Source organism: Pseudomonas sp. S04 (assembly GCF_009834545.1).
Classification (GTDB): domain Bacteria; phylum Pseudomonadota; class Gammaproteobacteria; order Pseudomonadales; family Pseudomonadaceae; genus Aquipseudomonas.
Genome location: NZ_CP019427.1, coordinates 1,136,714 through 1,163,211, shown reverse-complemented (window position 1 = coordinate 1,163,211; position 26,498 = coordinate 1,136,714). Strand labels below are relative to the sequence as shown.

The window sequence follows — 26,498 nt, the reverse complement described above, 5'->3', positions numbered from 1 at the left end:
ATCAAGCAGTGCTTAGAGCCTAGTCGACATCGGCGCAGCCAGCAGGGTTTAACGCGGTTCGATATGGGCAATCATCAACTGCACGGTTTCCTGGCCACGGAACTCGTTCACATCGAGCTTGTAGGCCAGTTCGACCCAACGGATGGTCGGGTTCGGCCACACTTCGCGATCGATACCAAAGGCGATGCCGTCGAGCTTGACCGAACCGCATTCGCTTTTCAGGACCACTTTGAGGTGCCGTTCACCCACCACCCGCTGCTCGACCAACTGGAACACGCCATGAAACAGCGGCTCCGGGAAGTGCTGCCCCCATGGGCCGGCGTGGCGCAAGGCGCGGGCCAGTTCCAGGTGAAACTCTTCAACAGCCAGAGTGCCGTCCGACAGCAGACGGCCGGTCAGGTCTTCTTCACGCAACTGACGACGCACTTCGGCGTCGAACGCCTCGGCGAACAGCGCAAAGTTCGCTTGCGGCAAAGTCAGGCCCGCGGCCATGGCGTGACCACCGTACTTGCTGATCAGGTCCGGGTGCTGCGCCGCCACCACGCTCAAGGCGTCGCGAATGTGGAATCCCTGCACCGACCGCCCGGACCCTTTGAGCATGCCGTCGCCCGCATCGGCAAACGCGATGGTGGGACGGAAATAACGTTCTTTCATCCGCGACGCGAGGATGCCGATCACCCCTTGGTGCCACTCCGGATCAAACAGGCACAAGCCGAACGGCATCGACTCCACGGGCAGGTCCTTGAGCTGGGCCAGCGCTTCACGCTGCATGCCCTGCTCGATGGATTTACGGTCCTGGTTCATGCCGTCCAGTTGCGCGGCCATTTCCCGCGCCAGCTCGACGTTGTCGGTGAGCAGGCACTCGATGCCCAGGCTCATGTCGTCCAGGCGCCCCGCCGCGTTCAGGCGCGGGCCGAGGATGAAGCCCAGGTCGGTGGAGGTAATCCGCGCGTGGTCACGCTTGGCCACTTCGAGGATTGCCTTGATCCCCGGCCGCGCGCGCCCGGCACGAATACGTTCCAGGCCCTGGTGCACCAGGATCCGGTTGTTGGCATCCAGGGGTACCACGTCGGCCACACTGCCTAGCGCCACCAGATCCAGCAACTCGCCGATGTTCGGTTGCGCCGTGCTGGCGTACCAGCCCAGGCTGCGCAAGCGTGCACGCAACGCCATCAGCACGTAGAAAATCACTCCGACACCGGCCAGCGCCTTGCTCGGAAAGTCGCAGCCCGGCTGGTTCGGATTGACGATGGCATCGGCCAGCGGCAGTTCATCACCCGGCAAGTGGTGGTCGGTGACCAGTACCTGGAGCCCGGCCTTTTTGGCCGCTGCCACGCCTTCGACGCTGGAAATACCGTTGTCCACGGTGATCAGTAATTGCGGGGTGCGGGTCAACGCCACCTCGACGATTTCCGGGGTCAGGCCGTAGCCGTACTCAAAACGGTTCGGCACCAGGTAATCGACATGGGCCGCCCCCAGCAGGCGCAACCCCAGCACCCCGACCGTACTCGCCGTCGCGCCGTCGGCATCGAAATCACCGACGATCAGGATCCGCTGGCGCTGCTCCAGCGCCACCACCAGCAGGTCCACCGCGGCCTCGATCCCCTTGAGCTGCTGAAACGGGATCAAGCGCGCCAGACTCTTGTCCAGCTCAGCTTCCGACTGCACCCCACGCGCCGCGTACAAGCGGGTCAGCAGCGGCGGCAGATCACCGAGAAATGGCAGGGTGGCGGGAAGCTGGCGAGGTTCTATGCGCATGGGATGACAGTGGTTTCTCTTAAATTCACAGGTTAAATGCGGCGGGACTACAGGCTACTGCTCCCAGATTGGCAACAGGCCTTAGCCGCGCTCGCCCGCCAGCCATTGCAGCTGGACTTCATGCTGGCCACGGTCGTCGGTGACGAAGATCGTGCCCTCGCTGATCATCACGTCCCACTTGATGACGCGGGGCATGTCCTTGGCCAGGGTTTCCAGGACTTCCTGGGGCACCGCCGCGATGTTGACGTTTTTCAGGTTCCTGATCGCCGGGATCACTTTGCCTTCCCAGACTCGCAGGCTGCCGTAGGCCAGCAGGCTGGTGCGTTCGGTGCGACGCGAGCACCAGGTCAGGCGGTCAGCGTCTGGCTGGCCGACTTCGATCCAGTGCAGAACGCGATCGTCCAGGCTCTTTTCCCACAGCGCCGGTTCGTCCACGTCCGACAACCCGCGACCAAAAGACAATTGCTCGTTGTACCAGAATGCATAGGCCAGCAGCCGCACGGTCATGCGCTCTTCGGTTTCCGAAGGGTGACGGGCGATGGTCTGCTTGACGTTCTCGTACACGCTGCGGTCGAGGTCGGTAAGGTTCAGTTCAAACTTGTAGGTCGTGGACGGCTGGGCCATGAACGGGCTTCTTGATACGAGGAAAGGCGGCAAGTCTAACCGATGCCAGGGCTATTCAACGAATCATCACGACCATCAAGCTTGGGCGATGAGCGCCTGGCTATGATAAAAGGCTGCATTGACTCCGCTTTTGTCCTACAGGATCGCCCATGCCGCTTACCGCCAAACCGCTTTCCGGCCTGAAAGTCATCGAGCTCGGCACCTTGATTGCCGGGCCATTTGCCTCACGCATCTGTGCCGAATTCGGCGCCGATGTGACCAAGATCGAATCTCCGGATGGCGGTGACCCGTTACGCAAGTGGCGCAAACTCTACGAGGGCACCTCGCTGTGGTGGTTTGTCCAGGCACGCAACAAGAAGTCCCTGACCCTCAACCTCAAGCACCCCGATGGCCTGGCCATTCTGAAAAAGCTGCTGGGTGAAGCCGACATCCTCATCGAAAACTTCCGCCCCGGGGTGCTGGAGAAGCTCGGCCTGGGTTGGGATGTGCTGCATGCCCTGAACCCAAAACTGGTGATGGTGCGTTTGTCCGGCTTCGGCCAGACCGGCCCGATGAAAGACCAGCCCGGCTTTGGTGCGGTAGGTGAGTCCATGGGTGGCTTGCGCTACATCACCGGCTTCGAGGACCGTCCACCGGTACGCACCGGGATTTCCATCGGTGACTCGATTGCCGCGTTGTGGGGGGTGATCGGCGCGCTCATGGCTCTGCGCCATCGCGAAGTCAATGGGGGCCAGGGGCAAGTGGTGGACGTGGCGCTGTATGAAGCGATCTTCGCCATGATGGAAAGCATGGTGCCGGAGTTCGATGTGTTCGGCTTCATCCGCGAGCGCACCGGCAACATCATGCCCGGCATCACACCCTCCTCCATCCACACCAGCGCCGACGGCAAACATGTGCAGATCGGCGCTAATGGCGACGCAATCTTCAAGCGCTTCATGCAGACCATCGGCCGCGACGACCTGGCCTGCGACCCGATCCTGGCCAGCAACGATGGGCGCGACAGCCGACGTGACGAGCTGTACGGAGTGATTGATCGGTGGGTCAGCTCACTACCGCTGGATACCGTGATCGAGCGCCTGAACGCCGCCGAGGTGCCTGCCAGTCGTATCTTCAGCGCCGAAGACATGTTCAGCGACCCGCAATTCCTCGCCCGGGAGATGTTCCTCCAGGCCAAGCTGCCCGACGGCAAGGAGTTCAAGATGCCGGGCATCGTGCCAAAACTCTCGCAAACACCCGGCAGTTGCGAGTGGGTGGGGGCTGAACTGGGCGAACACAACGCCCAGGTGCTGGGTGCGCTGGGCTATGACGCGGCACAGATCACGCGCCTGCGTGAAGATGGGGCGATCTAAGCTGAACAGGCTGTCCGCACTGGGCCGGCTGTTCGGCCGACAACAGCGTCTGGCGCTGGTTGCTGCGGCCCTGGCTGGCCTTGCGGTGATGCCGGCCGCCGCCAATGACAAGGACACCCTGGTCTGGCTGCTGCGCGATTTGCCGCCGCTGACGATTTTCGAGGGAGCGCAGAAAAACCAGGGAGCGGTCGACCAGTTCATGCCGCTGTTGATCGCCAGCATGCCCGAGTACCAGCACAGCCTGATGCGGGTCAATCGCGCGCGCGCCATGCAAATGCTCCTGGAACCAAGCTTCACCTGCGACCCATCGCTGGTGTGGAACCCGCAGCGGGCAAAACGCCTCGCCTATTCGATCCCGGCGTTTCGCATCCGCAGTAACGGCATCACCATCCGCCACAAGGACCGTGGCGCGCTGGCGCCCTACATCATCGACAACCAGGTTGACCTGGAGTTACTGCTGGCGCGCGACAACAGCAAGCTTGGCGTGGTCGCCGAACGCAGTTACGGGCAGATGGTCGATCGCATCCTGCAGCAGGCTCCCGGCAACAGCCTGTCGGCCCACTACGGCAACGACGCCCTGGGCAGCCTCCTGCAGATGCAACGTGCGGGGCGCCTGATGGCGTTGCTGGGCTACTGGCCAGAAATTCGCTATCAGGCACAGCAACAGGGCATCGCGCCCGAGGAGCTGGAGTTCTATGGGATTCGTGGCGCGGACAAGTATCAGTCGATCCATATCGCCTGTTCGGATACAGCCCAGGGGCGCCAAGCCATCAAGGCGATCAACGCCACGGTGCTCAAGCTGCGGGACAATCGCTTGATCGAGTTTTACGCGCAATGGCTCGACCCGCAGATGCGCGACGAATACCTGGAGGACGCCCGACGTTTTTTCCAGGACCAGACCCCCTGATCAAACGCCAGACAAAAGAAACCCCGAGAAGTGGGGAGACGACTCGGGGTTAAACGTGGTCAACAAGGACCCGTACCACAAGCGACAAGCACCGGAGCACAATGCTTGCTCTTGTTGGTACAGGGTCTGACTTACGGGATATCGGGAAGGTTCCCGAAAAAACTCAATCAGTGGCCCAGCGTTGTCGGCTTGTCTTGCGCGGCATTGCGCAAGGCCGCAATTACACAGGGCTGCAGCCGCCCTTCAGCAATCAGCACATCACGATGCAAGCCGTCGACCACGTCGGTGAGCTGGCGCTTGTCGCGCAGTTGCGCCTGACTGAACTCACGCTCGACCACAATCGCGCCCACGGCATTCTTCAAGGTCACCAGGCACTCTCCAGAAACACCCGACGGGGTCAGCGTTACCTGGTACGGGCTCAGTGCTTCACCCAACAATAGGCTGATACTTTCCATCTCGATCACCACTCAATAGTCCGAAACAAAGTGCCAAGGCGCGTTCACTGTAAATGACCACTGGCCCGAGAAGAAAGTTCTAGATCTCGACTGAAGGCATATCGCAACACCCTAGTTGGCAGAGCATGCCGGGAAAAGATGACAGGATAAAAACACCCCGCCAAACCTCAGCGCGGCTCCTGGTGGCGCGGCCCACGGGGCGCGGTCCAGCCGCCAAGCACGCCACGCAGCACGCCCTTGGCGCTATAGAACGGCACCGTCCACTGGTAAATCTCCCGCGTGCCGTTGTTGAACGTCAGCTGACGTTCGATAAAACGGCCTTTGCGGCTGCCCAGTTGCGCCATGAACTCAGCGTGCAGCAACTGGCCCGTGGCGGCCGGCAGCGTATCGACCTCGGTCAGGCGTTTGCCCTGGACTCGGTCAAAGCGCGTCGACAGGTACTCTTCATAGCTCTTGTTGCACTGGATCAAGCGCCCCTCCAGATCCCTGACGAACACCGGATCGGGCATGGCGTTGATCAGGCATTGTTCAAACGCCAGTTGATCGTCCAGCGCCTCTTCGGCCCTGACTCGGCGCTCGACCTGGCAATTGAGCCGGCGATTCCACAACACCGAGATCAGGCCGAACACACCCGCGAGCACTCCCCCCCAGCACGCCCATTCAATCAACCGTTGCCACGGTGATGGCGGCTGCATGGGCACCACGCCATTGAGCCACTTGACGCGGATCGCGCGCAATTCGGCAGGAGGAAATGCCTCGAGAGCCTTGTTGAGGATGCTCAACAGTTGCGGCTGGCCCTTGCGCACGGCCAGATGGTCGGTGACCCAGTGGCCCTCGACGCTCATACCGATGGCCAGTCGCCCCGCCGGAAACTGATAGGCGCCATTTTCGTTCTCGATGGTGGCGTGGGCTTCGCCGCTCTCCACCAGGGCACGCGCCTCGGCGTAGGTTTTCACCGTGCGCAACTGGATCTGTGGGTAGTCGCGCCGGATACCGGCTTCCAGGGCATGCCGGGCCGGTAGTGCCAGGACCTTGCCTGAGAGCGCCTCCAGCGACTGCACAGGTTCGCCTGCGGCCAGCTCGACGAAGACCCAGCCCGACCCGCCAAAGGCGTGGCTGAAGTCGAGGAAGCCCTTGCGCTCATCGTTCACCACCAGCGTGCTGCTCATGTCCGCCTGCCCGCTTTCCAGCAGGCCCAGCAGATGCTCGGTGGAGAACGACTCCTGATGGACAAACTGCAAGCCCGTCATCCGCGAGAGTCGCAGCAGGATATCGTTGCTCAGGCCAGTCCACTGCCCCTGCTCATCCTTGAACAGGTACAACGGATACTGCACCGAAGCGACGATCACCTGCGGGTGGCGGGCGATCCACTCCCGCTCCTGCGGGCTCAGCACCAGCGGCCTGGTCGTCGCCACGCGCTGCGCTGGCGAGGCGTTCGGCGCCATCGCCAGGCCTTCCCGGCCCAGTATCAGCACGCTGAAAAAAACCAGCCAGCGCAAGGCTGGCGTCACCCGTCTCAAAAGCTGCATGCCCATGTCCTTCACATCCACTCACCCATCCTTGAGGGGCCGCAGTGTGACATGCAGAAATAAGAAAGCCCGTCAGGAGACGGGCTTCAAATGTGTCAGGTTTTTACCGATCAGAGTGGCTTGCCGCGGTTGCCATGCTGACTGACAAAGGCCTGTACCGCTTTCAGGTCATTTGGCAAAACGGTGCAACGCTCATCTCGCTCAAACAAGTCGGAAAGATGGGTAGGCAGTTCAAGCGCTTTTCCTACGCCGGCTTTTTCAACGGCCTCGGGGAACTTGACCGGGTGCGCCGTGCCAAGAATCACCATCGGGATATCCAGGCTGCGACGGCACTCACGGGCCGCCTTGACGCCGATGGCGGTGTGCGGATCGAGCAGTTCGCCGGTCTGGGCAAACACTTCGGCGATGGTCTCGCAGGTCTGCACATCGTCCACGGCCAGGGAATCGAAGAGCTTGCGCGCTTCGCTCCAACGCTCCTGTTCGACGCTGAAACCGCCGCCCTGCTTGAAGTTGTCCATCAAGCCGGCGATTGCCGCGCCGTTGCGACCGTGCAGGTCGAACAGCAGGCGTTCGAAGTTCGAGGAAACCATGATGTCCATCGACGGCGACAGGGTCGCGTGCAGGGTTTCCTTGACGTACTGATTGCCGCTCATGAAGCGGTGCAGGATGTCGTTGCGGTTGGTGGCGACGATCAACTGGTTGATCGGCAGCCCCATGTTGCGTGCCAGGTAACCAGCGAAAATATCGCCGAAGTTGCCGGTCGGCACCGAGAACGACACCGAACGCGCCGGGCCGCCCAACTGCAGGGCAGCGTGGAAGTAGTAGACGATCTGGGCCATGATCCGCGCCCAGTTGATCGAGTTCACCGCAACCAGGCGCGTGCCCTTGAGGAAGCTCTGGTCGGCGAAGCTGGCCTTGACCATTTCCTGGCAGTCATCGAAGTTGCCTTCGATGGCGATGTTATGGATGTTGTCGCCAAACAGCGTGGTCATCTGCCGACGCTGGACTTCCGAGACCCGGTTGTGCGGGTGCAGGATAAAGATGTCGACGTTTTCGCAGTGTTTGCAGCCTTCGATCGCCGCCGAACCGGTATCGCCCGATGTAGCACCGACGATGACCACACGCTCGCCACGCTTTTGCAGCACGTAGTCAAGCAGGCGGCCGAGCAGTTGCAGGGCAAAGTCCTTGAACGCCAGGGTCGGGCCGTGGAACAGCTCCAGCACCCATTCGTTGCCGTTGAGCTGACGCAAAGGTGCTACTGCACTGTGGGAAAACGCGCCATAAGTGGCTTCAAGAATCTTCTTGAAATCGGCATCCGGAATGCTGCCGGCGACAAACGGGCGCATCACCCGGAACGCCAGTTCGTGGTACGGCAGGCCGGCCCAGGAAGCTATTTCTTCCTGGGTGAAACGCGGCAGGTTTTCCGGCACATACAGGCCGCCGTCGCTGGCCAGGCCCGCCAGCAGCACGTCTTCGAAATTCAGGGCCGGTGCCTGGCCGCGAGTACTGATATAACGCATAGGGGCAAACCTTCGGTTTGGGCTTCAAGCGGCAAGCACCACGCTACGCCGCTTGCCGCTGAATTAATTCAAATGTTCGACACGGATCCGTACCACCGGACCGTCCACACCTTGCAACGCTTCGAGGGCCGTGATGGCGTCGTTCATGTGCTGTTCCAGCACACGGTGCGTCAGCAGGATCATGGGCACCAGGCCGTCGTGTTCTTCGACTTCCTTTTGCATGATCGATTCGATGTTGATGCCCCGCTCCGACAGAATGCTCGCCACCTGGGCCAGCACGCCCGGATGGTCCTTGGCCTGGATGCGCAGGTAGTAGGCGCTCTCGCAGGCTTCGATCGGCAGGATCGGGTGGGCCGACAGCGAGTCCGGCTGGAAGGCCAGGTGCGGGACGCGGTTCTCCGGGTCGCTGGTCATGGCGCGAACCACATCCACCAGGTCGGCGATCACCGACGAAGCGGTTGGCTCCATGCCGGCGCCAGCGCCGTAGAACAGGGTCGAACCGGCAGCATCGCCGTTGACCATCACTGCGTTCATCACCCCGTTGACGTTGGCCAGCAGGCGGTCCGCCGGGATCAGGGTCGGGTGCACGCGCAGCTCGATGCCGCGGGAGGTGCTGCGAGCCACACCCAGGTGCTTGATCCGGTAGCCCAGGGCTTCGGCGTAGTTCACGTCAGCGGTGGTCAGTTGGGTGATGCCCTCGGTGTAGGCCTTGTCGAATTGCAGCGGGATGCCGAACGCAATGGACGCCAGGATGGTCAGCTTGTGCGCCGCATCGATGCCTTCGACGTCGAACGTCGGATCGGCTTCGGCGTAACCCAGGGCCTGGGCCTCAACGAGCACGTCGTCGAAAGTACGGCCCTTCTCGCGCATTTCGGTGAGGATGAAGTTGCCGGTGCCGTTGATGATCCCCGCGACCCAGTTGATCCGGTTGGCCGACAGGCCTTCGCGAATCGCCTTGATCACCGGGATGCCACCGGCTACCGCCGCTTCAAATGCCACGATCACGCCTTTCTCGCGCGCCTTGGCGAAGATCTCGTTACCGTGAACGGCGATCAGCGCCTTGTTCGCGGTGACTACATGTTTTCCGTTTTCGATCGCTTTGAGTACCAGCTCGCGGGCAACGGTATAGCCGCCCATCAGCTCTATGACGATGTCGATCTCAGGGTTCGTGGCCACTTCGAAGACATCGTTGGTAATCGTAATGCCGGTCGTCTGGAACTGAGGCTTTGGCGTGCGCGTGGCAATTTGTGCCACTTCGATTCCACGCCCGGCACGCCGAGCAATTTCCTCGGCGTTGCGCTGAAGTACGTTGAGGGTGCCGCCACCGACGGTACCTAACCCACAGATGCCTACTTTGACCGGATTCACTTTGAACTCCCCATAAAACGGCCGACACAAGGTCGGCCGTGAAAAACAGCCACAACCTGTGTGGCTCTCTATTAATGGAGCGCCGACCGCTGTCGTCGCTCCATGATCGTCAAAGGCTTACCGTGACGACACAGGATTATTTCGCACCCAACGCCAGTTTGGCGACTTGTGGCGCCGGCTGGTAGCCCGGAATCACCTGACCATCAGCCAAAACGATGGCCGGCGTGCCGTTCACCCCGATCGATTGACCAAGGGCGAACTGCTTGGAAACCGGGTTGGCGCACTTGGCGGCCTTGATTTCCTTACCATCGACCATCTTGTCCATGGCCGCTTTCTTGTCGGTGGAGCACCACACGTTCTGCAGTTGCTCATCACCCGGCGAGCCGAGGCCCTGGCGTGGGAAAGCAACATACCGCACTTCGACCCCCATTTTGTTCAAGGCCGGCACTTCGGCGTGCAATTTGTGGCAATACGGGCAGGTGGTGTCGGTGAATACGGTGATGTGGGTCTTGGTTTCGCCAATGGCCGGGTAGACCACGGTCTCAGCGACCGGGATGCCGTTGACCAGCTTGGCAACGCCCAGGCGCTCGGTTTTCTCGGTCAGGTTGACCGGCTTGCCGTCCTTGAGCTGAAACAGATAGCCCTGGACGATGTACTGGCCGTCGGCGCTGGCGTACAGCACGCGGCTGCCCTTGAGCTTGACTTCGTAAAGACCGGCCAGCGGACTGGCGCTGATGGTTTCGATCGGCGTGTCGAGCTGGAGGGTTTCCAGGCTCTTGCGGATGGCTTTGTCAGCCGCATCATCGGCGACGGCGAAAGTGCTGACCAACGCAATGGCTGCGGCGGTGAAAATCTGGGTCAGACGCATGAGAACTCCTGAAGGCGGACAAATGGATCGACTAGAACGCCCGTGCCGGAACACCGGGTCATAACCGTCCATCGTGCAAACCGGCAAAGCCTATCACATAAGGCCCCTACGGCCGACTGTGGCTGATGAATGCACCGCAACCCCGTAACAGTTCGATTCAACCTCTTGGATGGTGCTTGGCATGCAGGTCCTGCAGGCGAGCGCGGGCCACGTGGGTGTAGATCTGGGTGGTCGACAGGTCGCTATGGCCGAGCAACATCTGCACCACCCGCAGGTCGGCGCCATGGTTGAGCAAATGGGTGGCGAAGGCGTGGCGCAACGTATGGGGCGACAGGGACTTGCCGATACCGGCGACCTTGGCCTGGTGCTTGATCCGGTGCCAGAACGTCTGGCGGGTCATCTGCTCGCCGCGCAGGCTGGGGAACAGCACATCACTGGGCCGCCCGCCCAATAGCTCGCCACGGGCATCACGCATATAGCGTTCGATCCAGACGATCGCTTCCTCCCCCATCGGCACCAAGCGCTCCTTGCTGCCCTTGCCCATGACCCGCAGCACACCCTGGCGCAGGTTGACCTGCTCCAGGGTCAGGCTGATCAGTTCGGTGACCCGCAGACCGCAGGCGTACAGCACCTCGAGCATCGCCCGATCCCGCTGGCCGATCGCCTCACTGAGATCCGGTGCCGCCAGCAAGGCCTCGACGTCAGCTTCCGACAAGGATTTAGGCAACGGCCGACCCAATTGCGGCATGTCGACCCGCAGCGTTGGGTCGACGCTGATCAGCTTTTCGCGCAGCAAATAACGATAAAACCCACGCACACCCGAGAGAAATCGTGCGGTGGAGCGTGGCTTGTAATTCTGTTCCAGGCGCCAGGCCAGGTGGTCGAGGATCAACTCGCGACCGGCGTTGAGCAACTCCAGCCCCTGCTCCGCAAGCCAGCCGTTGAACAGCGCCAGATCACTGCGGTAGGCGTCGCGTGTATTGTCCGCGAGGCCTTTTTCCAACCACAAGGCGTCGAGAAACTGGTCGATCAGGGGATGTTCGATAGCAGGCATGGATACTCAAGACACGCAGGCCGGGCGCTGCGCGTAAAAAAACAGGGAACGGTAAGGATGCCCGCTAGTCTTTCATAGCCAGCTATTTCAAGGAACAGGGAGCATCAATGAACGAGCAGCAAATTCTTTTGGCCTTCGGTGGCATTGGTGCAGCGGCGTTAGGCTGCCAATGGCTGGCCTGGCGCCTGAAACTACCGGCGATTCTGTTTCTGCTGTTGACCGGGATTGTGGTGGGACCGGTATTGGGCTGGCTCGACCCACAGGAAATGTTCGGCCCGCTGCTGATGCCCCTGGTGTCGCTGGCCGTGGCGCTGATCCTGTTTGAAGGCAGCCTGACCTTGCACCTGTCCGAATGGCGCGAGATCGGCAGCGTAGTGCATCGGCTGGTGACCATCGGCGCCTTGGCAACCTGGGTGGTGATCGCGGTGGCCACCCACTGGCTGCTGGGTTTCGACTGGCTGCTGGCGATCCTGTTTGGCAGCCTGACCCTGGTTACGGGCCCTACGGTCATTGTGCCGATGCTGCGGGTGGTGCGCCCGAAGGCCTCGATCGCCAACATCCTGCGCTGGGAAGGTATCGTCATTGACCCAATTGGCGCGTTGCTCGCAGTGGTGGTCTATAGCTTCATCATCGCCAGCGCCGAAGGCCACGGCATCAAGCACAGCTTGCTGACATTCGCTGGGGTGATCCTGTGCGGCAGCTTGTTCGGCATCGGCGGTGGCTGGGCCCTCGGCACCCTGATTCGGCGCCAATGGCTGCCGGAATACCTGCACAACCTGGCGTCGCTGGCCGCCGTACTGGCGATCTTCATCGCCGCCAACGAGGTGATGCACGAGTCCGGACTGCTGGCGGTGACCCTGATGGGGATGTGGCTGGCCAACATGAAGGGCGTGGATGTGCGGCACATCCTGCACTTCAAGGAAAACCTCAGCGTGCTGCTGATCTCCGGCCTGTTCATTCTGCTGGCGGCCCGACTGGACTTGAACGCGATGATCGCCCTCGGGCCGCTGGTCCTGCTGCTATTACTGGTAATCCAGTTCATCGCGCGGCCGCTGAACGTGGTGCTCTCGACCTTGGGCTCCACCCTCAACTGGCGCGAGCGCGCCCTGCTGGCCTGGATCGCGCCACGGGGCATCGTCGCGGCGGCAGTGTCGGCAATCTTTGCGATCCGCCTGCATGAGGCCGGTCATCAAGGTGCGCTGCTGCTGGTACCCCTGACGTTTGCGGTGATCATCGGCACGGTGGTGTTGCAAAGCGCCACTGCCCGCCCCCTGGCGCGCCTGCTGAAAGTTGCCGAACCCGCCCCCAGCGGGTTTCTCATCGTTGGCGCCAATGGCCCTTCTCGGGCGCTGGGCAAGGCCCTGCAGCAACTGGGAAGCCGCGTGCTGCTGACCGACTCGAGCTGGGAAAACATTCGTGCAGCCCGCATGGAGGGGCTGCCCACCTACTTCGGCAACCCGGCCTCGCAGCACGCGGATGCGCACCTGGACCTGGTCGGCCTCGGCCACCTGCTGGCGCTCTCCCCTTCGGGAGAACTCAATACCCTGGCAACCATGCGCTTTCGCCATGAGTTCGGGCAGCAGCGCATGTTCGCCCTGGCCAGCGGCCAGGAAAGCCGGCGCACCGACAAGCACCGCGCCAGCCACGAGCACCGTGGGCAACTGCTGGGCAGCCAGGTCCTGACCTACACCAAGCTGGCCAGCCTGCTCAGCCAGGGCGCCGAACTCTATACCACCCACCTGACCGACGGTTTTGCCTGGGAGGACTATCAGGCCCTGCACGGCGATCGTGCGACCCTGTTGTTTGCCCAGGACCCCAGCGGCTGGGTCTATGTGCTGACACCCGGCAGCGTGATCAAACCCGCCGCCGGCTGGACCCTGGTGGCGCTGATCCAGCCAGAGGCCAATGGCGCCTGACCAGCGCCAGAGGTAAATTCCAGGCACAAAAAAGCAGCCCGTAGGCTGCTTTTTTCTGCATCGGAAGCTGGACTTAAGCCAGTTTTTCCTTGATGCGAGCTGCTTTACCCGACAGGTCACGCAGGTAGTACAGCTTGGCTTTACGTACGTCACCGCGACGCTTGACAGCCATGCTGTCGATTTGCGGGCTGTAGGTCTGGAAAGTACGCTCTACGCCAACACCGTTGGAGATCTTACGTACGGTGAAAGCACTGTTTACGCCGCGGTTACGCTTGGCGATTACAACACCTTCGAACGCTTGCAGACGCGAACGGTCGCCTTCCTTCACTTTCACCTGAACGACAATGGTGTCGCCCGGGGCAAAGGTAGGGATCTCTTTGGTCATCTGCTCTGCTTCGAGTGCAAGGATGATTTTGTTAGTCATGCTGTGCTCCTAAGGTAAGTCATCGGACCTACCATCGATACGTTGTTAACTATCGTCCCGCTCGCGGATGTATTCCTCGAGCAGCTTCTTCTCTTCTCCAGAAAGCGAGCGGCTTTCCAGAAGATCGGCGCGTCGTTCAAAGGTCCTACCAAGGGACTGCTGTAAACGCCAACGCCGGATATGCGCGTGATTGCCACTTAGCAACACGTCGGGAACACGCTGATCCGCATACACCTCCGGTCGGGTGTAGTGCGGGCAATCCAGCAGACCATCCGTAAAGGAATCTTCCTCGGCGGAGTCCGCATGCCCTAAAGCTCCAGGCAGCAGTCGTGTAACCGCGTCAATCAGGACCATCGCCGGCAGCTCGCCGCCAGACAGTACATAGTCACCAATCGACCACTCTTCATCGACATGAGCTTCAATAAATCGCTCGTCAATGCCTTCATAGCGACCGGCAATCAGGATTAATGCTTCCTCATTCGCCAACTCGCGTACCGCCGACTGAGTCAGTTGACGGCCTTGGGGCGACAGGTAAATGACCTTCGCCGCCTCCCCGGCTGCTGCCTTGGCCTGAACCAGAGCATCTTCCAGGGGCTTGATCTTCATCACCATGCCCGGGCCACCGCCAAATGGGCGATCGTCCACAGTGTGATGTCGATCCGTCGTGTAGTCTCGCGGATTCCAACAGGTCAGCTGCAAGAGCCCCTGTTTCACCGCCCGACTGGTGATGCCGTACTCGCTGATGGCGGAGAACATCTCGGGAAACAAACTGATCACTTCTACGCGCAAGTTAGCCACGCTTAGAAGTCCGCATCCCATTCCACCTTCATCTCGCCTGCTGCCAGGTCGACTGCCAACACACATTGCTCCGTATAGGGCAACAGGCGCTCGCGATCATCCAGGCTGCCAGCGCAAGGCTTGACCACCATTACATCATTGGCGCCGGTTTCCAGAAGATGATCGATCTTCCCGAGCAATTGCCCGAGTTGGTCAATGACCTTCAGACCTTCGAGCTGGTACCAGTAGTACTCGCCGTCGGTCAGTTCAGGGAACAGGTTGCGCGGCACGCAGATCTCGTAACCGGCCAGAAGACGCGCTTCTTCACGATCATCAAGACCCTTGAGCTTTGCGACCAGGAACTTGTCGTTCCCACGTCCGCTGACCAGCTCAACCTGCTTTACGCTGCCTTCGCGCTTGAGCGTCCAGGTTTTGTACTGCAAGAGGTTTTCAGTCGGATCAGTAAAGGAATACACCTTCACTTCGCCGCGAACGCCATGAACAGAATAAATTTTGCCGATAACGATCAAATCATCAGCATTGGCTGGCGTCGCGTTCATATTGCTCAGGCCGCAGCCTTAGCAGATTCCTTCAGCAACTGAGCAACGCGCTCAGAAGGTTGTGCACCAACGCTCAGCCAGTAGGCTACGCGCTCTTGGTTCACGGACAGACGGACTTCTTGACCACGAGCAACAGGGTTGAAGAAACCAACCTGTTCTTTGTGCGAACCGTCGCGCGGGTTGCGGCTGTCGGTTACGGTCAAGTGGTAGAACGGGCGCTTTTTGGAGCCGCCAAGGGCAAGACGGATTGTTAGCATGTGAACATAGTTCCTGTAGTCGGTGCTGCAAATCTAAATGCACAGCGGGCATAGGTGCCCGAAAGGCCGCATATTCTAAGGAATATCCGGACTTTTGCAAATGTCTTTTTCTGGCGCCTATCGGCGTGCCATCCAGATTTGCGGTAGAGCCGTTGTCTCCAACGGCGAGTCAGCGCCCGCCAAGGCGGGCTACTGCTGGCCCCACGTCCATGTGGGGGCCGCGCCGACAAGACTGTCGGCGCGAATTCTTTACATTTTTGGCATGCCGCCGCCGGGCAACATACCGCCCATGCCGCGCATCATTTTGGCCATACCGCCTTTGGCGGAGAATTTCTTCATCATCTTCTGCATCTGCTTGTGTTGCTTGATCAAGCGGCCGATGTCCTGCACCTGGGTGCCGGAACCCATGGCAATCCGACGCTTGCGCGAACCGCTGATCAGCTCAGGGTCGCGGCGCTCGGCCGGGGTCATGGAGTTGATGATGGCTTCCATCTGCTTGAACTGTTTCTCTGCCGCGCCCTGGGCATTGCCCATTTGCGCCAGGTTGACACCGCCGATGTTCGGCAGCTTGTCCATCAAGCCGCCGAGGCCGCCCATGTTTTTCATCTGTTGCAGCTGATCGCGGAAGTCTTCGAGGTCGAAGCCTTTGCCCTTCTTCAGCTTTTTCGCCAGCTTGTCGGCCTTGTCCTTGTCGAGGGTCTGTTCAGCCTGCTCGATCAGACTGAGCACGTCACCCATGCCGAGGATGCGCGAAGCGATACGCTCGGGATGGAACGGCTCCAGGGCTTCAGTCTTCTCGCCCATACCGATGAACTTGATCGGCTTGCCGGTGATGGAGCGAACCGACAACGCGGCACCGCCACGGGCATCACCGTCGACCTTGGTCAGGATCACCCCGGTCAGCGGCAGCGCATCGCCAAAGGCCTTGGCCGTGTTGGCGGCGTCCTGGCCGGTCATGGCGTCGACCACGAACAGGGTCTCGACCGGCTTGATCGCGGCATGCAGGGCCTTGATCTCGCCCATCATCTCTTCGTCGATGTGCAGGCGACCGGCGGTATCGACGATGACTACGTCGATGAATTTCAGGCGTGCTTCTTTAATGGCGGCTTCGGCGATATCGACCGGCTTCTGGCTCAGGTCGGACGGGAAGAACGTCACGCCAATGTCGTTGGCCAGGGTTTCCAGCTGTTTAATCGCCGCCGGACGGTAGACGTCCGCGGACACCACCATCACCGACTTCTTCTTGCGCTCCTTGAGGAAGCGCGCCAGCTTGCCAGCAGTGGTGGTTTTACCGGCACCCTGCAGACCGGCCATCAGGATCACGGCTGGCGGCACGGCACTCAGGTTCAGATCTTCGTTGGCCTCGCCCATCAGGCTTTCAAGTTCGGCCTGGACGATCTTCACGAACGCCTGGCCCGGCGTCAGGCTGCGCGACACCTCGGTGCCGACAGCGCGCTCCTTGACCGAATTGACGAAGTCCTTGACCACCGGCAGGGCGACGTCGGCTTCGAGCAACGCCATGCGCACTTCACGCAGGGTGTCTTTGATATTGTCTTCAGTCAGCTTGGCTTTGCCGGTGACATGGCGCAGCGTCTGCGAGAGACGGTCGGTTAAGTTTTCAAACATGCGCGATCCTTTCAGGCCCTATGGAGACCGAGGTAATGGCGGCCCAGACCGTGAAAAACATGTGCTCGGCGAGCCTGCGGCGTGGGCAGGTCGCGGATTATAGCGAAGACTGCGTCTGGCGCACACCCGCCGTCTGGTTGTGCGGTCTTTCATGCGACAAGGGTTGTATGCCAAACTCATTCTCTTTCGGGCTTGCCTAACAGGATTTATGCTCCCCTTGTCACCCAGTTTGCTCACGACACTCGCCGCCGCCTGCTTATACGCCGCTGCGACTTTCTACCAAGGCTCTCGCCTGGCCACAGGCGCCAAGGTGAACAAACGCCTGCTGGTCATGCTCGGCATCCTCGCCGTCCTGGCCCACAGCGCGAGCCTGTTCACCCACTTGGTGACGCCGATCGGCCTGGGCCTGGATTTTTTCAGCGCCGCCAGCCTGATTGCCGCCGCAGTAATTGCCCTGACCCTGCTGGCGTGCTCACGCATCCCGGTGGAAAACCTGCTGCTGCTGTTGTTCCCGCTGGGACTGGCCACGGTGCTGCTGGCGCAGTTCGCGCCGTCGGGCACGGTGCAGGTGATCGACGAGGAGCCGGGGATTCTCGCCCATATCCTGCTGTCGATCCTGGCCTACGGCATGTTCACCATCGCCGTGTTCCAGGCGCTGCTGGTGCTGGTGCAAGACTATCAACTCAAGCACAAGCACCCCTCAGGGCTGATCAAGAACTTCCCGCCGCTGCAAACCATGGAGAGCCTGCTGTTCGGTTTCCTCTGGGCCGGCTGGACCCTGCTGTCGCTGTCACTGATCTCCGGCTGGTTGTTCGTCGAGAACCTGTTTGCCCAGCACCTGGTGCACAAGACCCTGCTGGCGTGCCTGGCCTGGATCGTCTTCAGCGTGTTGCTGTGGGGCCGCAATCGCCTCGGCTGGCGCGGACACAAGGCCATTCGCTGGACCCTGGCCGGCTTCTGCCTGCTGATGCTGGCCTATTTCGGCAGCAAGCTGGTCCGCGAATTCATCCTGCACATCTGACGGGCATTCGTTATGGATAACCTGCCCATCGGGCCATTGCTCGCCGTGCTGGCCCTGCTGATCCTCTGGTCTGGCCTGTTTACCGCCATCGAAGCGGCGCAACAGCAACTGCTGGCTCAACGCACCGCCTCACGGGCGAACGACAAGCCGGTGGCCAGGCTCAACTTCCCGCTCAGCAGCCTGATTCTGTGCAATACCTTGTGCCGGGCACTGGTGGTGGTCATCAGCACCCTGCTGGCGGTATTCGGTTGGGCCGACAACGGCCCCTGGCTCGCCTGCCTGAGCGCCACGGCGGCCTTGCTGATATTCGCCGATTACCTGCCGCGCACCCTCGCCAGTCGTTATCCGGATACCATCCTGGCGCTGGGCAACACCTTGCTCGGCGTGCCGCTGAAGATCCTCTACCCGCTCGCCTGGCTGCTCAGCAGCATCAGCCTGCTGCTGCTCAAGCCCCTGGCACGTAAACCCAAGGTGGTGCAACAGAGCGAAGACGAGCCACAGCCCACTCCGATAAACGACAACGAGCACGAACATGCCGCCTGTCGCCCCCATGCCCTGGCCGGCATTCATGCGCTGGACAACATCACCGTCAACGACATCCTGGTGCCACGCAGCGAAGTGGATGGGATCAACCTCGACGATCCGCTCGAAGACATCATCGAACAGCTGCGCGCCAACAAACGCACGCGCCTGCCGGTGTTCCACAGCGATATCAACCAGGTCGAGGCAGTACTCAACACCCGGCAGATCCGCCACTTGCTGCCCAATGCCAGCCTGACCAAAGAGGCCTTGCTGGCGGCCTGCCACGAACCGTACTTCGTGCCGGAAAGCACCCCACTGCAACTGCAGCTGCTGAATTTCCACAAACAGCAGCGGCGCCTGGGCATGGTGGTCGACGAATACGGCGAAGTGCAGGGCATCGTGACCCTGGAAGACATCCTCGAGGAAATTGTCGGCGAGTTCGAAAGCCAGCACAGCCTCGACAACCCGCACATTCACCCGCAAGCCGATGGACGGCTGGTGATCGACGGCGCAGCGTCCATCCGCGAGCTGAACAAGACCCTGGGCTGGCACCTGCCCAGCGACGGCCCGAAAACCCTCAACGGCCTGGTGACCGAGGCGCTGGAAACCATTCCGGACTGCCCGGTGTGCCTGAAAATCGGCCGCTATCGGTTGGAGATCCTCGAAACCGAGGAAAACCGCGTCAGCCAGGTGCTGATCTGGCACACCACGTCCGTGCCTGCAATTGGCTGAAAGAGCACTGCACCGCCTCTTGTTGAATCGTTAGCCCCCTTCCTATAATCACGACGCTTACCCAAGCCCCGCCGCAGACCGTGCTACCCGCACCCAGCGTCTTGCGGCCAGTTGCACGACTCTGCAGCGAACGCTCCTACCTGGAGCGTTCGCCGCGTCCCACCCCAACATCCCTGGGTGCTTCAACCATAATAATTCGCTCCTCGCGAGCACATGACTGTCAGGGATAACCGCATGACGACGAGCACCACTTACGGCGAAGCCACACCTGCCCAACCGACTAACTCCGCCACCCGAGTGGCCACCGCGAGTTTTATCGGCACGGCCATCGAGTTCTACGACTTTTATGTCTACGCCACTGCCGCGGCACTGGTGATCGGCCCGGTATTTTTCCCCCAGACTTCCGGCACCGCGCAAATGCTGTCGGCCTTCCTGACCTTCGGCATCGCCTTTCTGGCCCGGCCGTTGGGTTCGGCGCTATTCGGCCACTTCGGTGATCGTATCGGGCGCAAATCGACCCTGGTCGCCTCGCTGCTGCTGATGGGCGTCTGCACCACCTTGATCGGCGTACTCCCGGGTTACGACAGCATTGGCGCCTGGGCGCCGATCCTCCTGTGCGTGCTGCGCTTCGGCCAGGGCCTGGGGCTGGGCGGGGAATGGGGTGGCGCTGCCTTGCTGGCCACGGAAAACGCGCCACCGGGCAAACGCGCCTGGTTCGGCATGTTCCCGCAACTGGGTCCTTCGATCGGCTTCCTGGCCGCCAATGGCCTGTTCCTGACCCTGGCCATGACCCTGGACGACGAACAGTTCCGTTCCTGGGGCTGGCGCATTCCGTTCCTGCTCAGCGCCGCACTGGTGATGGTGGGCCTGTATGTGCGCCTCAAGCTGCACGAAACCCCGGTGTTCGCCAACGCCGTGGCACGCCAGGAACGGGTGAAGATCCCACTGGTCGAGCTGTTCAGCCAATATTGGGCACCGATGTTGCTGGGCGCAGGCTCGATGGTGGTGTGCTACGCACTGTTCTACATTTCCACCGTGTTCTCCCTGAGCTACGGGGTTTCGACCCTGGGCTACAGCCGCGAAACCTTCCTCGGCCTGCTGTGCTTCGCGGTGCTGTTCATGGCCGCCGCCACCCCACTGTCGGCCTGGGCCAGCGACCGTTACGGACGCAAGCCGGTGCTGATCGTCGGTGGCGTGCTGGCGATTCTGTCGGGGTTCCTGATGGAGCCGCTGCTGACCCAGGGTTCGACCTGGAGCGTGGCGCTGTTCCTGTGCATCGAACTGTTCCTGATGGGCGTGACGTTTGCGCCGATGGGCGCGCTGTTGCCGGAACTGTTTCCGACACACGTGCGCTACACCGGCGCATCGGCAGCCTACAACCTGGGCGGCATTGTCGGAGCCTCGGCGGCGCCGTTCTTTGCGCAGAAACTGGTGGCGATGGGCGGTTTGAGTTATGTCGGCGGGTATGTGTCGGGGGCAGCGGTGCTCAGCTTGATTGCCGTGCTGTGCCTGAAGGAGACGCGTAACAACGATTTGAATCGGGTGGCCTGATAAGACGCCATCGCGGGCAAGCCCGCTCCCACAGGGTTTCTGGTGTACACAAAATTTGTGATCAGCCGAACATCCTGTGGGAGCGGGCTTGCCCGCGATAGCCGCGCTGCAGTTTAGAGCTCTACCACTACAGCCTGAGAAGCGCGGGTTGCTTTAGCCCGAGCCAATTCAATCGACGCATCACGCGCCAGCGCCACACCCATGCGACGCTGACCGTTCACCTCTGGCTTGCCGAACAAGCGCAACGCGGTATCCGGCTCGCTCAAGGCAGCCCCCAGGTTGGCAAAGGCAGTCTGGGTCGACTGCCCTTCCACCAGAATCACCGCCGAAGCCGAAGGACCGAACTGACGGATCAATGGGATCGGCAGGCCGAGAATTGCCCGGGCGTGCAGCGCGAACTGCGACAGGTCCTGGGAAATCAGAGTCACCAGGCCGGTGTCATGGGGACGCGGCGAGACTTCGCTGAACCACACCTGATCACCCTTGATGAACAGCTCGACGCCAAACAGACCACGCCCACCCAGGGCCTCGGTCACAGCCTTGGCTACCCGCTCGGATTCTGCCAGGGCAATCGGGCTCATGGCTTGTGGCTGCCAGGACTCCTGGTAATCGCCCTTCTCCTGACGGTGACCGACGGGGGCACAGAAAGTGGTGCCGCCAACGTGGCGCACGGTCAGCAGGGTGATTTCGTAGTCGAAGTCGATGAAGCCCTCGACGATCACCCGGCCTTTACCGGCACGCCCGCCTTCCTGCGCGTAGTCCCAGGCGCTCTGCACGTCATCGGCGTTGCGCAGCAGGCTCTGGCCCTTGCCCGAGGAACTCATCACCGGCTTGACCACACAAGGGAAGCCCAGGTCCTCGACCGCCTTGCGATAGTCTTCGACGGTATCGGCGAAGTGGTACGGGGAAGTTGGCAGGTCGAGCTCTTCGGCGGCCAGGCGACGGATGCCTTCGCGGTTCATGGTCAGTTGCGCGGCACGGGCGGTAGGGATCACGGTGAAGCCTTCGGCCTCCAGCTCCACCAGGGTAGCGGTGGCGATGGCTTCGATTTCCGGCACGATGAAGTGCGGCTTCTCGGCTTCGATCACTGCCCGCAGCGCGGCACCGTCGAGCATGTTGATCACGTGGCTGCGGTGCGCCACCTGCATCGCTGGCGCGTCGGCGTAACGATCCACGGCAATCACTTCAACGCCCAGGCGTTGCAGCTCGATCACCACCTCCTTGCCCAACTCACCACAGCCACACAGCAATACGCGGGTCGCGGTTGGCGACAATGGAGTTCCGATACGAGTCATCTGAAGTTCCTCAAAGGAGCGGATCATCGAGGGATATGGCGCAGCGCGCACTTCCCATGGGGAGAAAGCGCGGCATTTTACATGAACCAGCGGCTTTGGCCTTAGCTGACGATCGCCTGTTTGCGCAGGCGCCAGGCCATGATCAGCCACACGGCCGTCACGCCGGCGAACTTAGAGCCCAGGGCGGTGAGCAGCACGCCGGGAGTCAGGGCGTCGATCATGCCGAAGAAAATGAAGGTATCCAGGGGAATGCTCAGCGCCGAACTGATCCACAGCCGGTCGTGCAAGGGCCGCTTGGTGATGCTGAACACCAGCCAATCGATGCACTCCGACACTGCAAACGCAGTGGCGCTGGCCAGGGCAATGGAAGGGTCGGATGTCAGGTACGACAACACCAGCGCCGCCAGCATGGCAATGATCGCGCCATGGCCGAAGCGGATCTGCACCATGTCGCGCAGCACGAACACCAGCCCACCCCAGGCCGACCAGATGATGTCCAGGTGTGGTGCAGTGGAAAAGGCGTAGTTGATCAGCACGACGCTGCTGATGTAGGCGATCAGGAAGAGCATGGGGCGCGGGGATACCTGGCAGATTGGCGCATAGGGTACTGCAGCGGCGCGAAGCCGCCAAATCCCAATGCGGCTGTCTGCTGTCTGCTGTCTGCTATCGGTAGGAGCAAGGTTTGCCCGCGATGGGCATAGGTATCTACACGACTGTGGTGCGACGTTGCGCCTGTGGGCCGACCGGGGTGTTGGATTGGGCCGAGTACATATCCATTTCTGCGGTAACGGCTTCCTATGGTTCCGCCTGACGGCGGCTCACTTTTGAACAGCCCAAAAGTAAGCAAAAGGCTCTTACCCCACCACTTGGCACCTCGCTTGGGCTCGGTGTGCCCTCACTCCGGCTTGAATCCGTGGGCCGCCGCCACGCGCCATCCATGGCGCGGGGCGGCTAACCCGGCGTCCTGCCGGGTTGCCCACGGCTTCAAGCCTGCGTTCGGCCAGCGTGGTTAACGGGGTGCCCAGGATCAAAAGCCAGAGCCAGAGCCAGAGCCAGAGCCAGAGCCAGAGCCAGAGCCAGAGCCAGATCAAAAGATGGCTGACTTCGTCAGCGTCTGAGGAAGTAGAAGCTACACCGCGCATGCCCTAGCGATCAGGTCGGCTTTCAGGCCGCCTCGCTTTGTTTTTGATCCTGGGCGCCCCGTTAACCACGCTGGCCGTACTTCGATATTGATTTGGGGGGTAAACCGGCAGGACGCCGGTTTAGCCGCACTGGGCCAGGGAGGGCCCATTGCGGCGACCCCCCAAATCAATGTCGGAGTACGGGCATGCCGAGCCTAAGCGAGGCACCGAGTGGTGGGGTAAGAGCGTTTTGCTTACTTTTGCGCTGTTCAAAAGTGAGCCGCCGTCAGGCGGAACCATAGGAGGCCGTTACCGCAAGAATGGATAGGTACTCGGTCTAATCCAAAACCCCGGTCGACTCAGGAGCCGCCACGCGAGCAAGCTCCCTCGCCACAGGCCACTACAAAGTTGCGTAGACACCTAGGCCTAGGCCCATCGCGGGCAAGCCTTGCTCCTACCGAAAAGTGTCGCTCAAGGCGCCGGGGTTTTGCCCAGCATCCACAGCAGCCCGCTGGCCTTGGCGCGTTCATGGCACAACCCCAGCACCTGGCGGCGCTCGTCGTTGTCCATCCGGCTCCAGCGGGTAATTTCGCCGACAGTACGCTGGCAACCGGTGCAGATGTCCTGCTCGTCCAGCGCGCAAATATTCACGCAGGGCGACATCACGGGTCTTTCAGGGGTAGTCATGGTTCCTGCTCGACCAAGTCCACGGCGTACCGCTGGGAGCGATGCACATAGTGTGCGGCAGAGGCTTGGAGCATCTTTATCTGCGACTCGGTCAGCTCGCGCACCACTTTGCCAGGCGAGCCCATGACCAGAGAACCATCAGGGATCTGCTTGTTTTCGCCGATCAGCGAGTTGGCGCCGATGATGCAGTTCTTGCCGATCTTCGCCCCATTGAGGATCACCGCGTTAATCCCGATCAGGCTGTTGTCGCCCACCGTGCAGCCGTGGAGCATGGCGTTGTGGCCGATGGTAACCCCGGTACCGAGGGTCAGCGGGTAGCCCATGTCGGTGTGCATCACGGTACCGTCCTGCACATTGCTGTTCTTGCCGATCAGGATCAGCTCATTGTCCCCGCGCAAGACCGCGTTGAACCAGACACTGGCACCCTCTTCCAACTTGACCTTGCCAATCAGCACGGCGTTCGGTGCAACCCAGCTCTGCGGGTGGGTCTCGACACGGGCGTCGCCCAGGCGGTATTTCATCGTTGTTATCCTCATGGCTCAGGCAGCCGCGGGTAAATGCCGGATGGCGTCAGGTATTGATAAAGCTCTTGGGAGGTTGATGCAGGCTGATCTTCGCGTCATAGAGCAGATTGATCAACTCGACAATCATGATCGCGGTCAGGCCCCAGATCTTGTATTCGCCATAACGGTAACTCGGCACATACCAACTGCGCCCCTGATAATCAATGCGGTGCGTGTGTTCACGTGGGTCCGTGCGAAAGAACTCCAGCGGCACACTGAACACTGCGGCAATCTCCGCATCGTTGGCGCGGTACTCGACGAAGTCCGGAATCACCGCCACATATGGCGTGACCTTGATTCCGTGCAGCGAGATCAGCGGACTCAGGGGCCCGATCACTTCCACCAGCCCCGGCGGCAGGCCGATTTCCTCTTCGGCTTCACGCAGGGCGGTGAACACCAGGTCCGGGTCTTCGGGATCGCGCCGCCCGCCAGGGAAGGCCACTTCACCGCCATGGGTCGAGAGCCCGCTGGCGCGCAGGGTCAGAACCAGTTCCGGTTCGTCACTGCGGGTTATGGGCACGAGCACCGCGGCTTCAGGGAAACGTCGGTCGGTTTCCAGCGTACGTGGCGTGTGATTGCTTACCCGGTGCAGTAGCTCGTCCAGCATGAGTGCTCTCGATCTGTTGGCTACCTTGCATCATGCACCAAACCTACAGGCCGCCCAACCCCCGGGCTGCAGCATGTCGCTAAACGACAACTTGCCGACAGACACTGTGGCACGCCAAGATAGGCGCGGCCTATTCGGAAGACCCAGCATGAAATTCTGCAGCCAGTGCGGCAACCCAGTAACGCAACGTATCCCCGAAGGCGATTCGCGCCTGCGTTTTGTCTGCGACAGCTGTCAGACCATTCACTACCAGAACCCCAACATCGTCGCCGGCTGCCTGCCAACCTGGGGCACCCAGGTACTGCTGTGCCGTCGCGCCATCGAACCACGCCGGGGTTACTGGACCCTGCCGGCCGGTTTCATGGAGAACGGCGAGACCGTCGAACAGGCGGCCGTGCGCGAAACTGCCGAGGAAGCCTGCGCAAGGGTGCGCAACCTGAACATCTACACGCTGATCGATGTACCGCACATCAGCCAGGTCCACGTATTCTTCCGCGCCGAACTGGTCGACCTGGACTTTTCCGCAGGCCAGGAAAGCCTGGAAGTGCAGCTTTTCGAGGAAGCGGACATCCCTTGGTCAGAGCTGGCTTTCCGCACGGTGGGCCGTACCCTAGAATGCTACTTCGCTGACCGCTTGCGAGGGGATTACCCGGTGCGCAGCGAGTCCATTCCTCCGCTTGCTCAGCCTGCGATCACTTAAACAACAAAAAGTACGCCGTACTCTCAGGGATATCGTTTTAATGCGCTGGTTGCTCGCGTTCCTCTGCCTGTCGTTCGCTGTCGTTTCCCAGGCTTCCAGCGTGGAAACCCTGGACGGCAAAATCGTCGAAAAAGTCCTGGTGCTCAAATCCGCCCGTCAGTTGCAACTGATCAATGACGGTAAGCCCATCAAGACCTACCGCATCTCATTGGGCCGCAACCCCAAGGGCCAAAAGCTCATGGAAGGCGACCGACGCACCCCCGAAGGCCTGTACTGGCTGGACTGGCGCAAAGTCAGCGAGCGCTTCAACCTGGCCATGCACATCTCCTACCCGAATATCAGCGACGCTGCGCGCTCACGCCGCGAGGGCGTGGCCCCAGGCGGCATGATCATGATTCACGGCACCCCGGACACCGAAGAAAACCCCGAAGACCTGTTCCACACCCTGGACTGGACCGACGGCTGCGTCGCCATGCGTAACGTCGACATGCGCGAAGTCTGGGGCCTGGTGCCGGACGGCACGATGATCGAAATCCGCCCGTAACCCCCTCTTCCCCCTGATCATTCCCATGCTCCGCGTGGGAATGCCTCTACGGACGCTCCGCGTTCGGCTGTTGATGTGGCGCAGAGCGTCGCGGACTGCATTCCCCCACGCAGGAGCGTGGAAACGATCTCCCCCGTCATCATTTATCAAAAATAATTCAAAA

The 26,498-nt window shown here is 61.1% G+C and carries 26 protein-coding genes; 8 read left to right on the top strand and 18 right to left on the bottom strand.

Translation table 11 applies throughout. The features are described 5' to 3' along the window. Positions 1-48: 48 nt before the first annotated feature. Positions 49-1,758, bottom strand: coding sequence for a single-stranded-DNA-specific exonuclease RecJ (gene recJ, locus PspS04_RS04990; RefSeq protein WP_159993971.1), 1,710 nt, complete (start codon positions 1,756-1,758; stop codon positions 49-51). 81 nt (positions 1,759-1,839) lie between these two features. After that, positions 1,840-2,382, bottom strand: a complete 543-nt coding sequence (locus PspS04_RS04985) for a YaeQ family protein (protein WP_095166662.1) — start codon at positions 2,380-2,382, stop codon at positions 1,840-1,842. A 149-nt stretch (positions 2,383-2,531) separates the two neighbouring features. Between PspS04_RS04985 and PspS04_RS04980 the strand changes: the two genes are divergently transcribed. Together PspS04_RS04980 and PspS04_RS04975 are read left to right on the top strand one after the other, a co-directional pair. Beyond that, positions 2,532-3,731, top strand: coding sequence for a CaiB/BaiF CoA transferase family protein (locus PspS04_RS04980; RefSeq protein ID WP_095166660.1), 1,200 nt, complete (start codon positions 2,532-2,534; stop codon positions 3,729-3,731). Next, positions 3,712-4,638, top strand: a complete 927-nt coding sequence (locus PspS04_RS04975) for a TIGR02285 family protein (protein WP_442966616.1) — start codon at positions 3,712-3,714, stop codon at positions 4,636-4,638. Before PspS04_RS04980 ends, PspS04_RS04975 begins: the two co-directional genes overlap by 20 nt. A 167-nt stretch (positions 4,639-4,805) precedes the next feature. On the opposite strand, the gene PspS04_RS04970 is transcribed toward PspS04_RS04975, so the two are convergent. The 6 genes from PspS04_RS04970 to xerD form a co-directional block, all read right to left on the bottom strand. Further along, positions 4,806-5,093 (bottom strand): DUF3509 domain-containing protein, encoded by a 288-nt coding sequence (locus PspS04_RS04970; RefSeq protein WP_095166656.1) that lies wholly within the window; start codon positions 5,091-5,093, stop codon positions 4,806-4,808. A gap of 167 nt (positions 5,094-5,260) precedes the next feature. Then, positions 5,261-6,622, bottom strand: a complete 1,362-nt coding sequence (locus PspS04_RS04965; protein WP_159993967.1) for a transporter substrate-binding domain-containing protein — start codon at positions 6,620-6,622, stop codon at positions 5,261-5,263. A gap of 110 nt (positions 6,623-6,732) precedes the next feature. Next, positions 6,733-8,142: a threonine synthase gene (thrC, locus tag PspS04_RS04960; protein WP_159993965.1), complete on the bottom strand. Its 1,410-nt coding sequence runs from the start codon at positions 8,140-8,142 to the stop codon at positions 6,733-6,735. Between the two features lie 63 nt (positions 8,143-8,205). After that, positions 8,206-9,510, bottom strand: coding sequence for a homoserine dehydrogenase (locus PspS04_RS04955; RefSeq protein WP_159993963.1), 1,305 nt, complete (start codon positions 9,508-9,510; stop codon positions 8,206-8,208). A 136-nt stretch (positions 9,511-9,646) separates the two neighbouring features. Beyond that, positions 9,647-10,378 (bottom strand): DsbC family protein, encoded by a 732-nt coding sequence (locus tag PspS04_RS04950; protein WP_095166651.1) that lies wholly within the window; start codon positions 10,376-10,378, stop codon positions 9,647-9,649. A 157-nt stretch (positions 10,379-10,535) separates the two neighbouring features. Next, positions 10,536-11,432, bottom strand: a complete 897-nt coding sequence (gene xerD, locus PspS04_RS04945) for a site-specific tyrosine recombinase XerD (protein WP_095166649.1) — start codon at positions 11,430-11,432, stop codon at positions 10,536-10,538. 107 nt (positions 11,433-11,539) lie between these two features. Between xerD and PspS04_RS04940 the strand changes: the two genes are divergently transcribed. Then, positions 11,540-13,348: a cation:proton antiporter gene (locus PspS04_RS04940; RefSeq protein ID WP_095166647.1), complete on the top strand. Its 1,809-nt coding sequence runs from the start codon at positions 11,540-11,542 to the stop codon at positions 13,346-13,348. Positions 13,349-13,421: 73 nt separating this feature from the next. Here the strand turns inward: PspS04_RS04940 and rplS are convergent, their stop codons facing one another. The 5 genes from rplS to ffh form a co-directional block, all read right to left on the bottom strand. Continuing rightward, positions 13,422-13,772: a 50S ribosomal protein L19 gene (gene rplS, locus PspS04_RS04935; protein WP_003175895.1), complete on the bottom strand. Its 351-nt coding sequence runs from the start codon at positions 13,770-13,772 to the stop codon at positions 13,422-13,424. A 45-nt stretch (positions 13,773-13,817) separates the two neighbouring features. Further along, on the bottom strand, positions 13,818-14,591 hold the full coding sequence (trmD, locus tag PspS04_RS04930) for a tRNA (guanosine(37)-N1)-methyltransferase TrmD (RefSeq protein ID WP_174244565.1): 774 nt from the start codon (positions 14,589-14,591) through the stop codon (positions 13,818-13,820). Then, the gene (gene rimM / locus PspS04_RS04925; RefSeq protein ID WP_095166646.1) at positions 14,573-15,109 is read right to left on the bottom strand and encodes a ribosome maturation factor RimM; all 537 of its coding nucleotides are present in this window, start codon (positions 15,107-15,109) and stop codon (positions 14,573-14,575) included. Before rimM ends, trmD begins: the two co-directional genes overlap by 19 nt. A gap of 5 nt (positions 15,110-15,114) precedes the next feature. After that, complete coding sequence (rpsP, locus tag PspS04_RS04920) at positions 15,115-15,366, bottom strand: 30S ribosomal protein S16 (protein ID WP_003198088.1); 252 nt, start codon at positions 15,364-15,366, stop codon at positions 15,115-15,117. 249 nt (positions 15,367-15,615) lie between these two features. Next, positions 15,616-16,992, bottom strand: a complete 1,377-nt coding sequence (gene ffh / locus PspS04_RS04915) for a signal recognition particle protein (RefSeq protein ID WP_095166644.1) — start codon at positions 16,990-16,992, stop codon at positions 15,616-15,618. 208 nt (positions 16,993-17,200) lie between these two features. Between ffh and PspS04_RS04910 the strand changes: the two genes are divergently transcribed. The 3 genes from PspS04_RS04910 (at position 17,201) to PspS04_RS04900 (ending at position 20,818) form a co-directional block, all read left to right on the top strand. After that, positions 17,201-18,013 carry a cytochrome C assembly family protein gene (locus tag PspS04_RS04910; RefSeq protein ID WP_095166642.1) on the top strand — a complete coding sequence of 271 codons (813 nt, stop codon included), beginning with the start codon at positions 17,201-17,203 and terminating at the stop codon, positions 18,011-18,013. Between the two features lie 12 nt (positions 18,014-18,025). Continuing rightward, on the top strand, positions 18,026-19,267 hold the full coding sequence (locus PspS04_RS04905) for a transporter associated domain-containing protein (protein ID WP_159993961.1): 1,242 nt from the start codon (positions 18,026-18,028) through the stop codon (positions 19,265-19,267). Positions 19,268-19,501: 234 nt separating this feature from the next. Next, on the top strand, positions 19,502-20,818 hold the full coding sequence (locus tag PspS04_RS04900; RefSeq protein ID WP_159993959.1) for an MFS transporter: 1,317 nt from the start codon (positions 19,502-19,504) through the stop codon (positions 20,816-20,818). A gap of 113 nt (positions 20,819-20,931) precedes the next feature. Here the strand turns inward: PspS04_RS04900 and purT are convergent, their stop codons facing one another. From purT to PspS04_RS04875, 5 genes are all read right to left on the bottom strand, one after another. Further along, entirely contained in the window at positions 20,932-22,113 is a 1,182-nt protein-coding gene (purT, locus tag PspS04_RS04895) for a formate-dependent phosphoribosylglycinamide formyltransferase (protein WP_159993957.1), read from the bottom strand. 101 nt (positions 22,114-22,214) lie between these two features. Next, on the bottom strand, positions 22,215-22,682 hold the full coding sequence (locus PspS04_RS04890) for a VUT family protein (RefSeq protein ID WP_095166637.1): 468 nt from the start codon (positions 22,680-22,682) through the stop codon (positions 22,215-22,217). Between the two features lie 1,023 nt (positions 22,683-23,705). Continuing rightward, complete coding sequence (locus PspS04_RS04885; RefSeq protein WP_159993955.1) at positions 23,706-23,921, bottom strand: DUF1289 domain-containing protein; 216 nt, start codon at positions 23,919-23,921, stop codon at positions 23,706-23,708. Beyond that, the gene (locus PspS04_RS04880) at positions 23,918-24,442 is read right to left on the bottom strand and encodes a gamma carbonic anhydrase family protein (RefSeq protein WP_159993953.1); all 525 of its coding nucleotides are present in this window, start codon (positions 24,440-24,442) and stop codon (positions 23,918-23,920) included. Before PspS04_RS04880 ends, PspS04_RS04885 begins: the two co-directional genes overlap by 4 nt. A gap of 49 nt (positions 24,443-24,491) precedes the next feature. Then, positions 24,492-25,091, bottom strand: a complete 600-nt coding sequence (locus PspS04_RS04875; protein WP_095171171.1) for a CoA pyrophosphatase — start codon at positions 25,089-25,091, stop codon at positions 24,492-24,494. Between the two features lie 148 nt (positions 25,092-25,239). Between PspS04_RS04875 and PspS04_RS04870 the strand changes: the two genes are divergently transcribed. Next, positions 25,240-25,791, top strand: a complete 552-nt coding sequence (locus PspS04_RS04870) for an NUDIX hydrolase (protein WP_159993951.1) — start codon at positions 25,240-25,242, stop codon at positions 25,789-25,791. 40 nt (positions 25,792-25,831) lie between these two features. Continuing rightward, positions 25,832-26,335 (top strand): L,D-transpeptidase family protein, encoded by a 504-nt coding sequence (locus PspS04_RS04865; protein ID WP_095171174.1) that lies wholly within the window; start codon positions 25,832-25,834, stop codon positions 26,333-26,335. The last annotated feature ends 163 nt before the right edge of the window (positions 26,336-26,498 follow it).

Coding starts and splice junctions, on each gene's coding strand:
- rpsP (WP_003198088.1), bottom strand. CDS start 15,366: ATGCTAACAATCCGTCTTGCCCTTGGCGGCTCCAAAAAGCGCCCGTTC.
- thrC (WP_159993965.1), bottom strand. CDS start 8,142: ATGCGTTATATCAGTACTCGCGGCCAGGCACCGGCCCTGAATTTCGAA.
- PspS04_RS04950 (WP_095166651.1), bottom strand. CDS start 10,378: ATGCGTCTGACCCAGATTTTCACCGCCGCAGCCATTGCGTTGGTCAGC.
- trmD (WP_174244565.1), bottom strand. CDS start 14,591: ATGGGATGCGGACTTCTAAGCGTGGCTAACTTGCGCGTAGAAGTGATC.
- PspS04_RS04900 (WP_159993959.1), top strand. CDS start 19,502: ATGACGACGAGCACCACTTACGGCGAAGCCACACCTGCCCAACCGACT.
- ffh (WP_095166644.1), bottom strand. CDS start 16,992: ATGTTTGAAAACTTAACCGACCGTCTCTCGCAGACGCTGCGCCATGTC.
- PspS04_RS04970 (WP_095166656.1), bottom strand. CDS start 5,093: ATGGAAAGTATCAGCCTATTGTTGGGTGAAGCACTGAGCCCGTACCAG.
- purT (WP_159993957.1), bottom strand. CDS start 22,113: ATGACTCGTATCGGAACTCCATTGTCGCCAACCGCGACCCGCGTATTG.
- PspS04_RS04905 (WP_159993961.1), top strand. CDS start 18,026: ATGGATAACCTGCCCATCGGGCCATTGCTCGCCGTGCTGGCCCTGCTG.
- PspS04_RS04910 (WP_095166642.1), top strand. CDS start 17,201: ATGCTCCCCTTGTCACCCAGTTTGCTCACGACACTCGCCGCCGCCTGC.
- PspS04_RS04980 (WP_095166660.1), top strand. CDS start 2,532: ATGCCGCTTACCGCCAAACCGCTTTCCGGCCTGAAAGTCATCGAGCTC.
- xerD (WP_095166649.1), bottom strand. CDS start 11,432: ATGCCTGCTATCGAACATCCCCTGATCGACCAGTTTCTCGACGCCTTG.
- PspS04_RS04965 (WP_159993967.1), bottom strand. CDS start 6,622: ATGCAGCTTTTGAGACGGGTGACGCCAGCCTTGCGCTGGCTGGTTTTT.
- rimM (WP_095166646.1), bottom strand. CDS start 15,109: ATGAACGCGACGCCAGCCAATGCTGATGATTTGATCGTTATCGGCAAA.
- PspS04_RS04890 (WP_095166637.1), bottom strand. CDS start 22,682: ATGCTCTTCCTGATCGCCTACATCAGCAGCGTCGTGCTGATCAACTAC.
- PspS04_RS04870 (WP_159993951.1), top strand. CDS start 25,240: ATGAAATTCTGCAGCCAGTGCGGCAACCCAGTAACGCAACGTATCCCC.
- rplS (WP_003175895.1), bottom strand. CDS start 13,772: ATGACTAACAAAATCATCCTTGCACTCGAAGCAGAGCAGATGACCAAA.
- PspS04_RS04940 (WP_095166647.1), top strand. CDS start 11,540: ATGAACGAGCAGCAAATTCTTTTGGCCTTCGGTGGCATTGGTGCAGCG.
- PspS04_RS04885 (WP_159993955.1), bottom strand. CDS start 23,921: ATGACTACCCCTGAAAGACCCGTGATGTCGCCCTGCGTGAATATTTGC.
- PspS04_RS04985 (WP_095166662.1), bottom strand. CDS start 2,382: ATGGCCCAGCCGTCCACGACCTACAAGTTTGAACTGAACCTTACCGAC.
- PspS04_RS04880 (WP_159993953.1), bottom strand. CDS start 24,442: ATGAAATACCGCCTGGGCGACGCCCGTGTCGAGACCCACCCGCAGAGC.
- recJ (WP_159993971.1), bottom strand. CDS start 1,758: ATGCGCATAGAACCTCGCCAGCTTCCCGCCACCCTGCCATTTCTCGGT.
- PspS04_RS04865 (WP_095171174.1), top strand. CDS start 25,832: ATGCGCTGGTTGCTCGCGTTCCTCTGCCTGTCGTTCGCTGTCGTTTCC.
- PspS04_RS04875 (WP_095171171.1), bottom strand. CDS start 25,091: ATGCTGGACGAGCTACTGCACCGGGTAAGCAATCACACGCCACGTACG.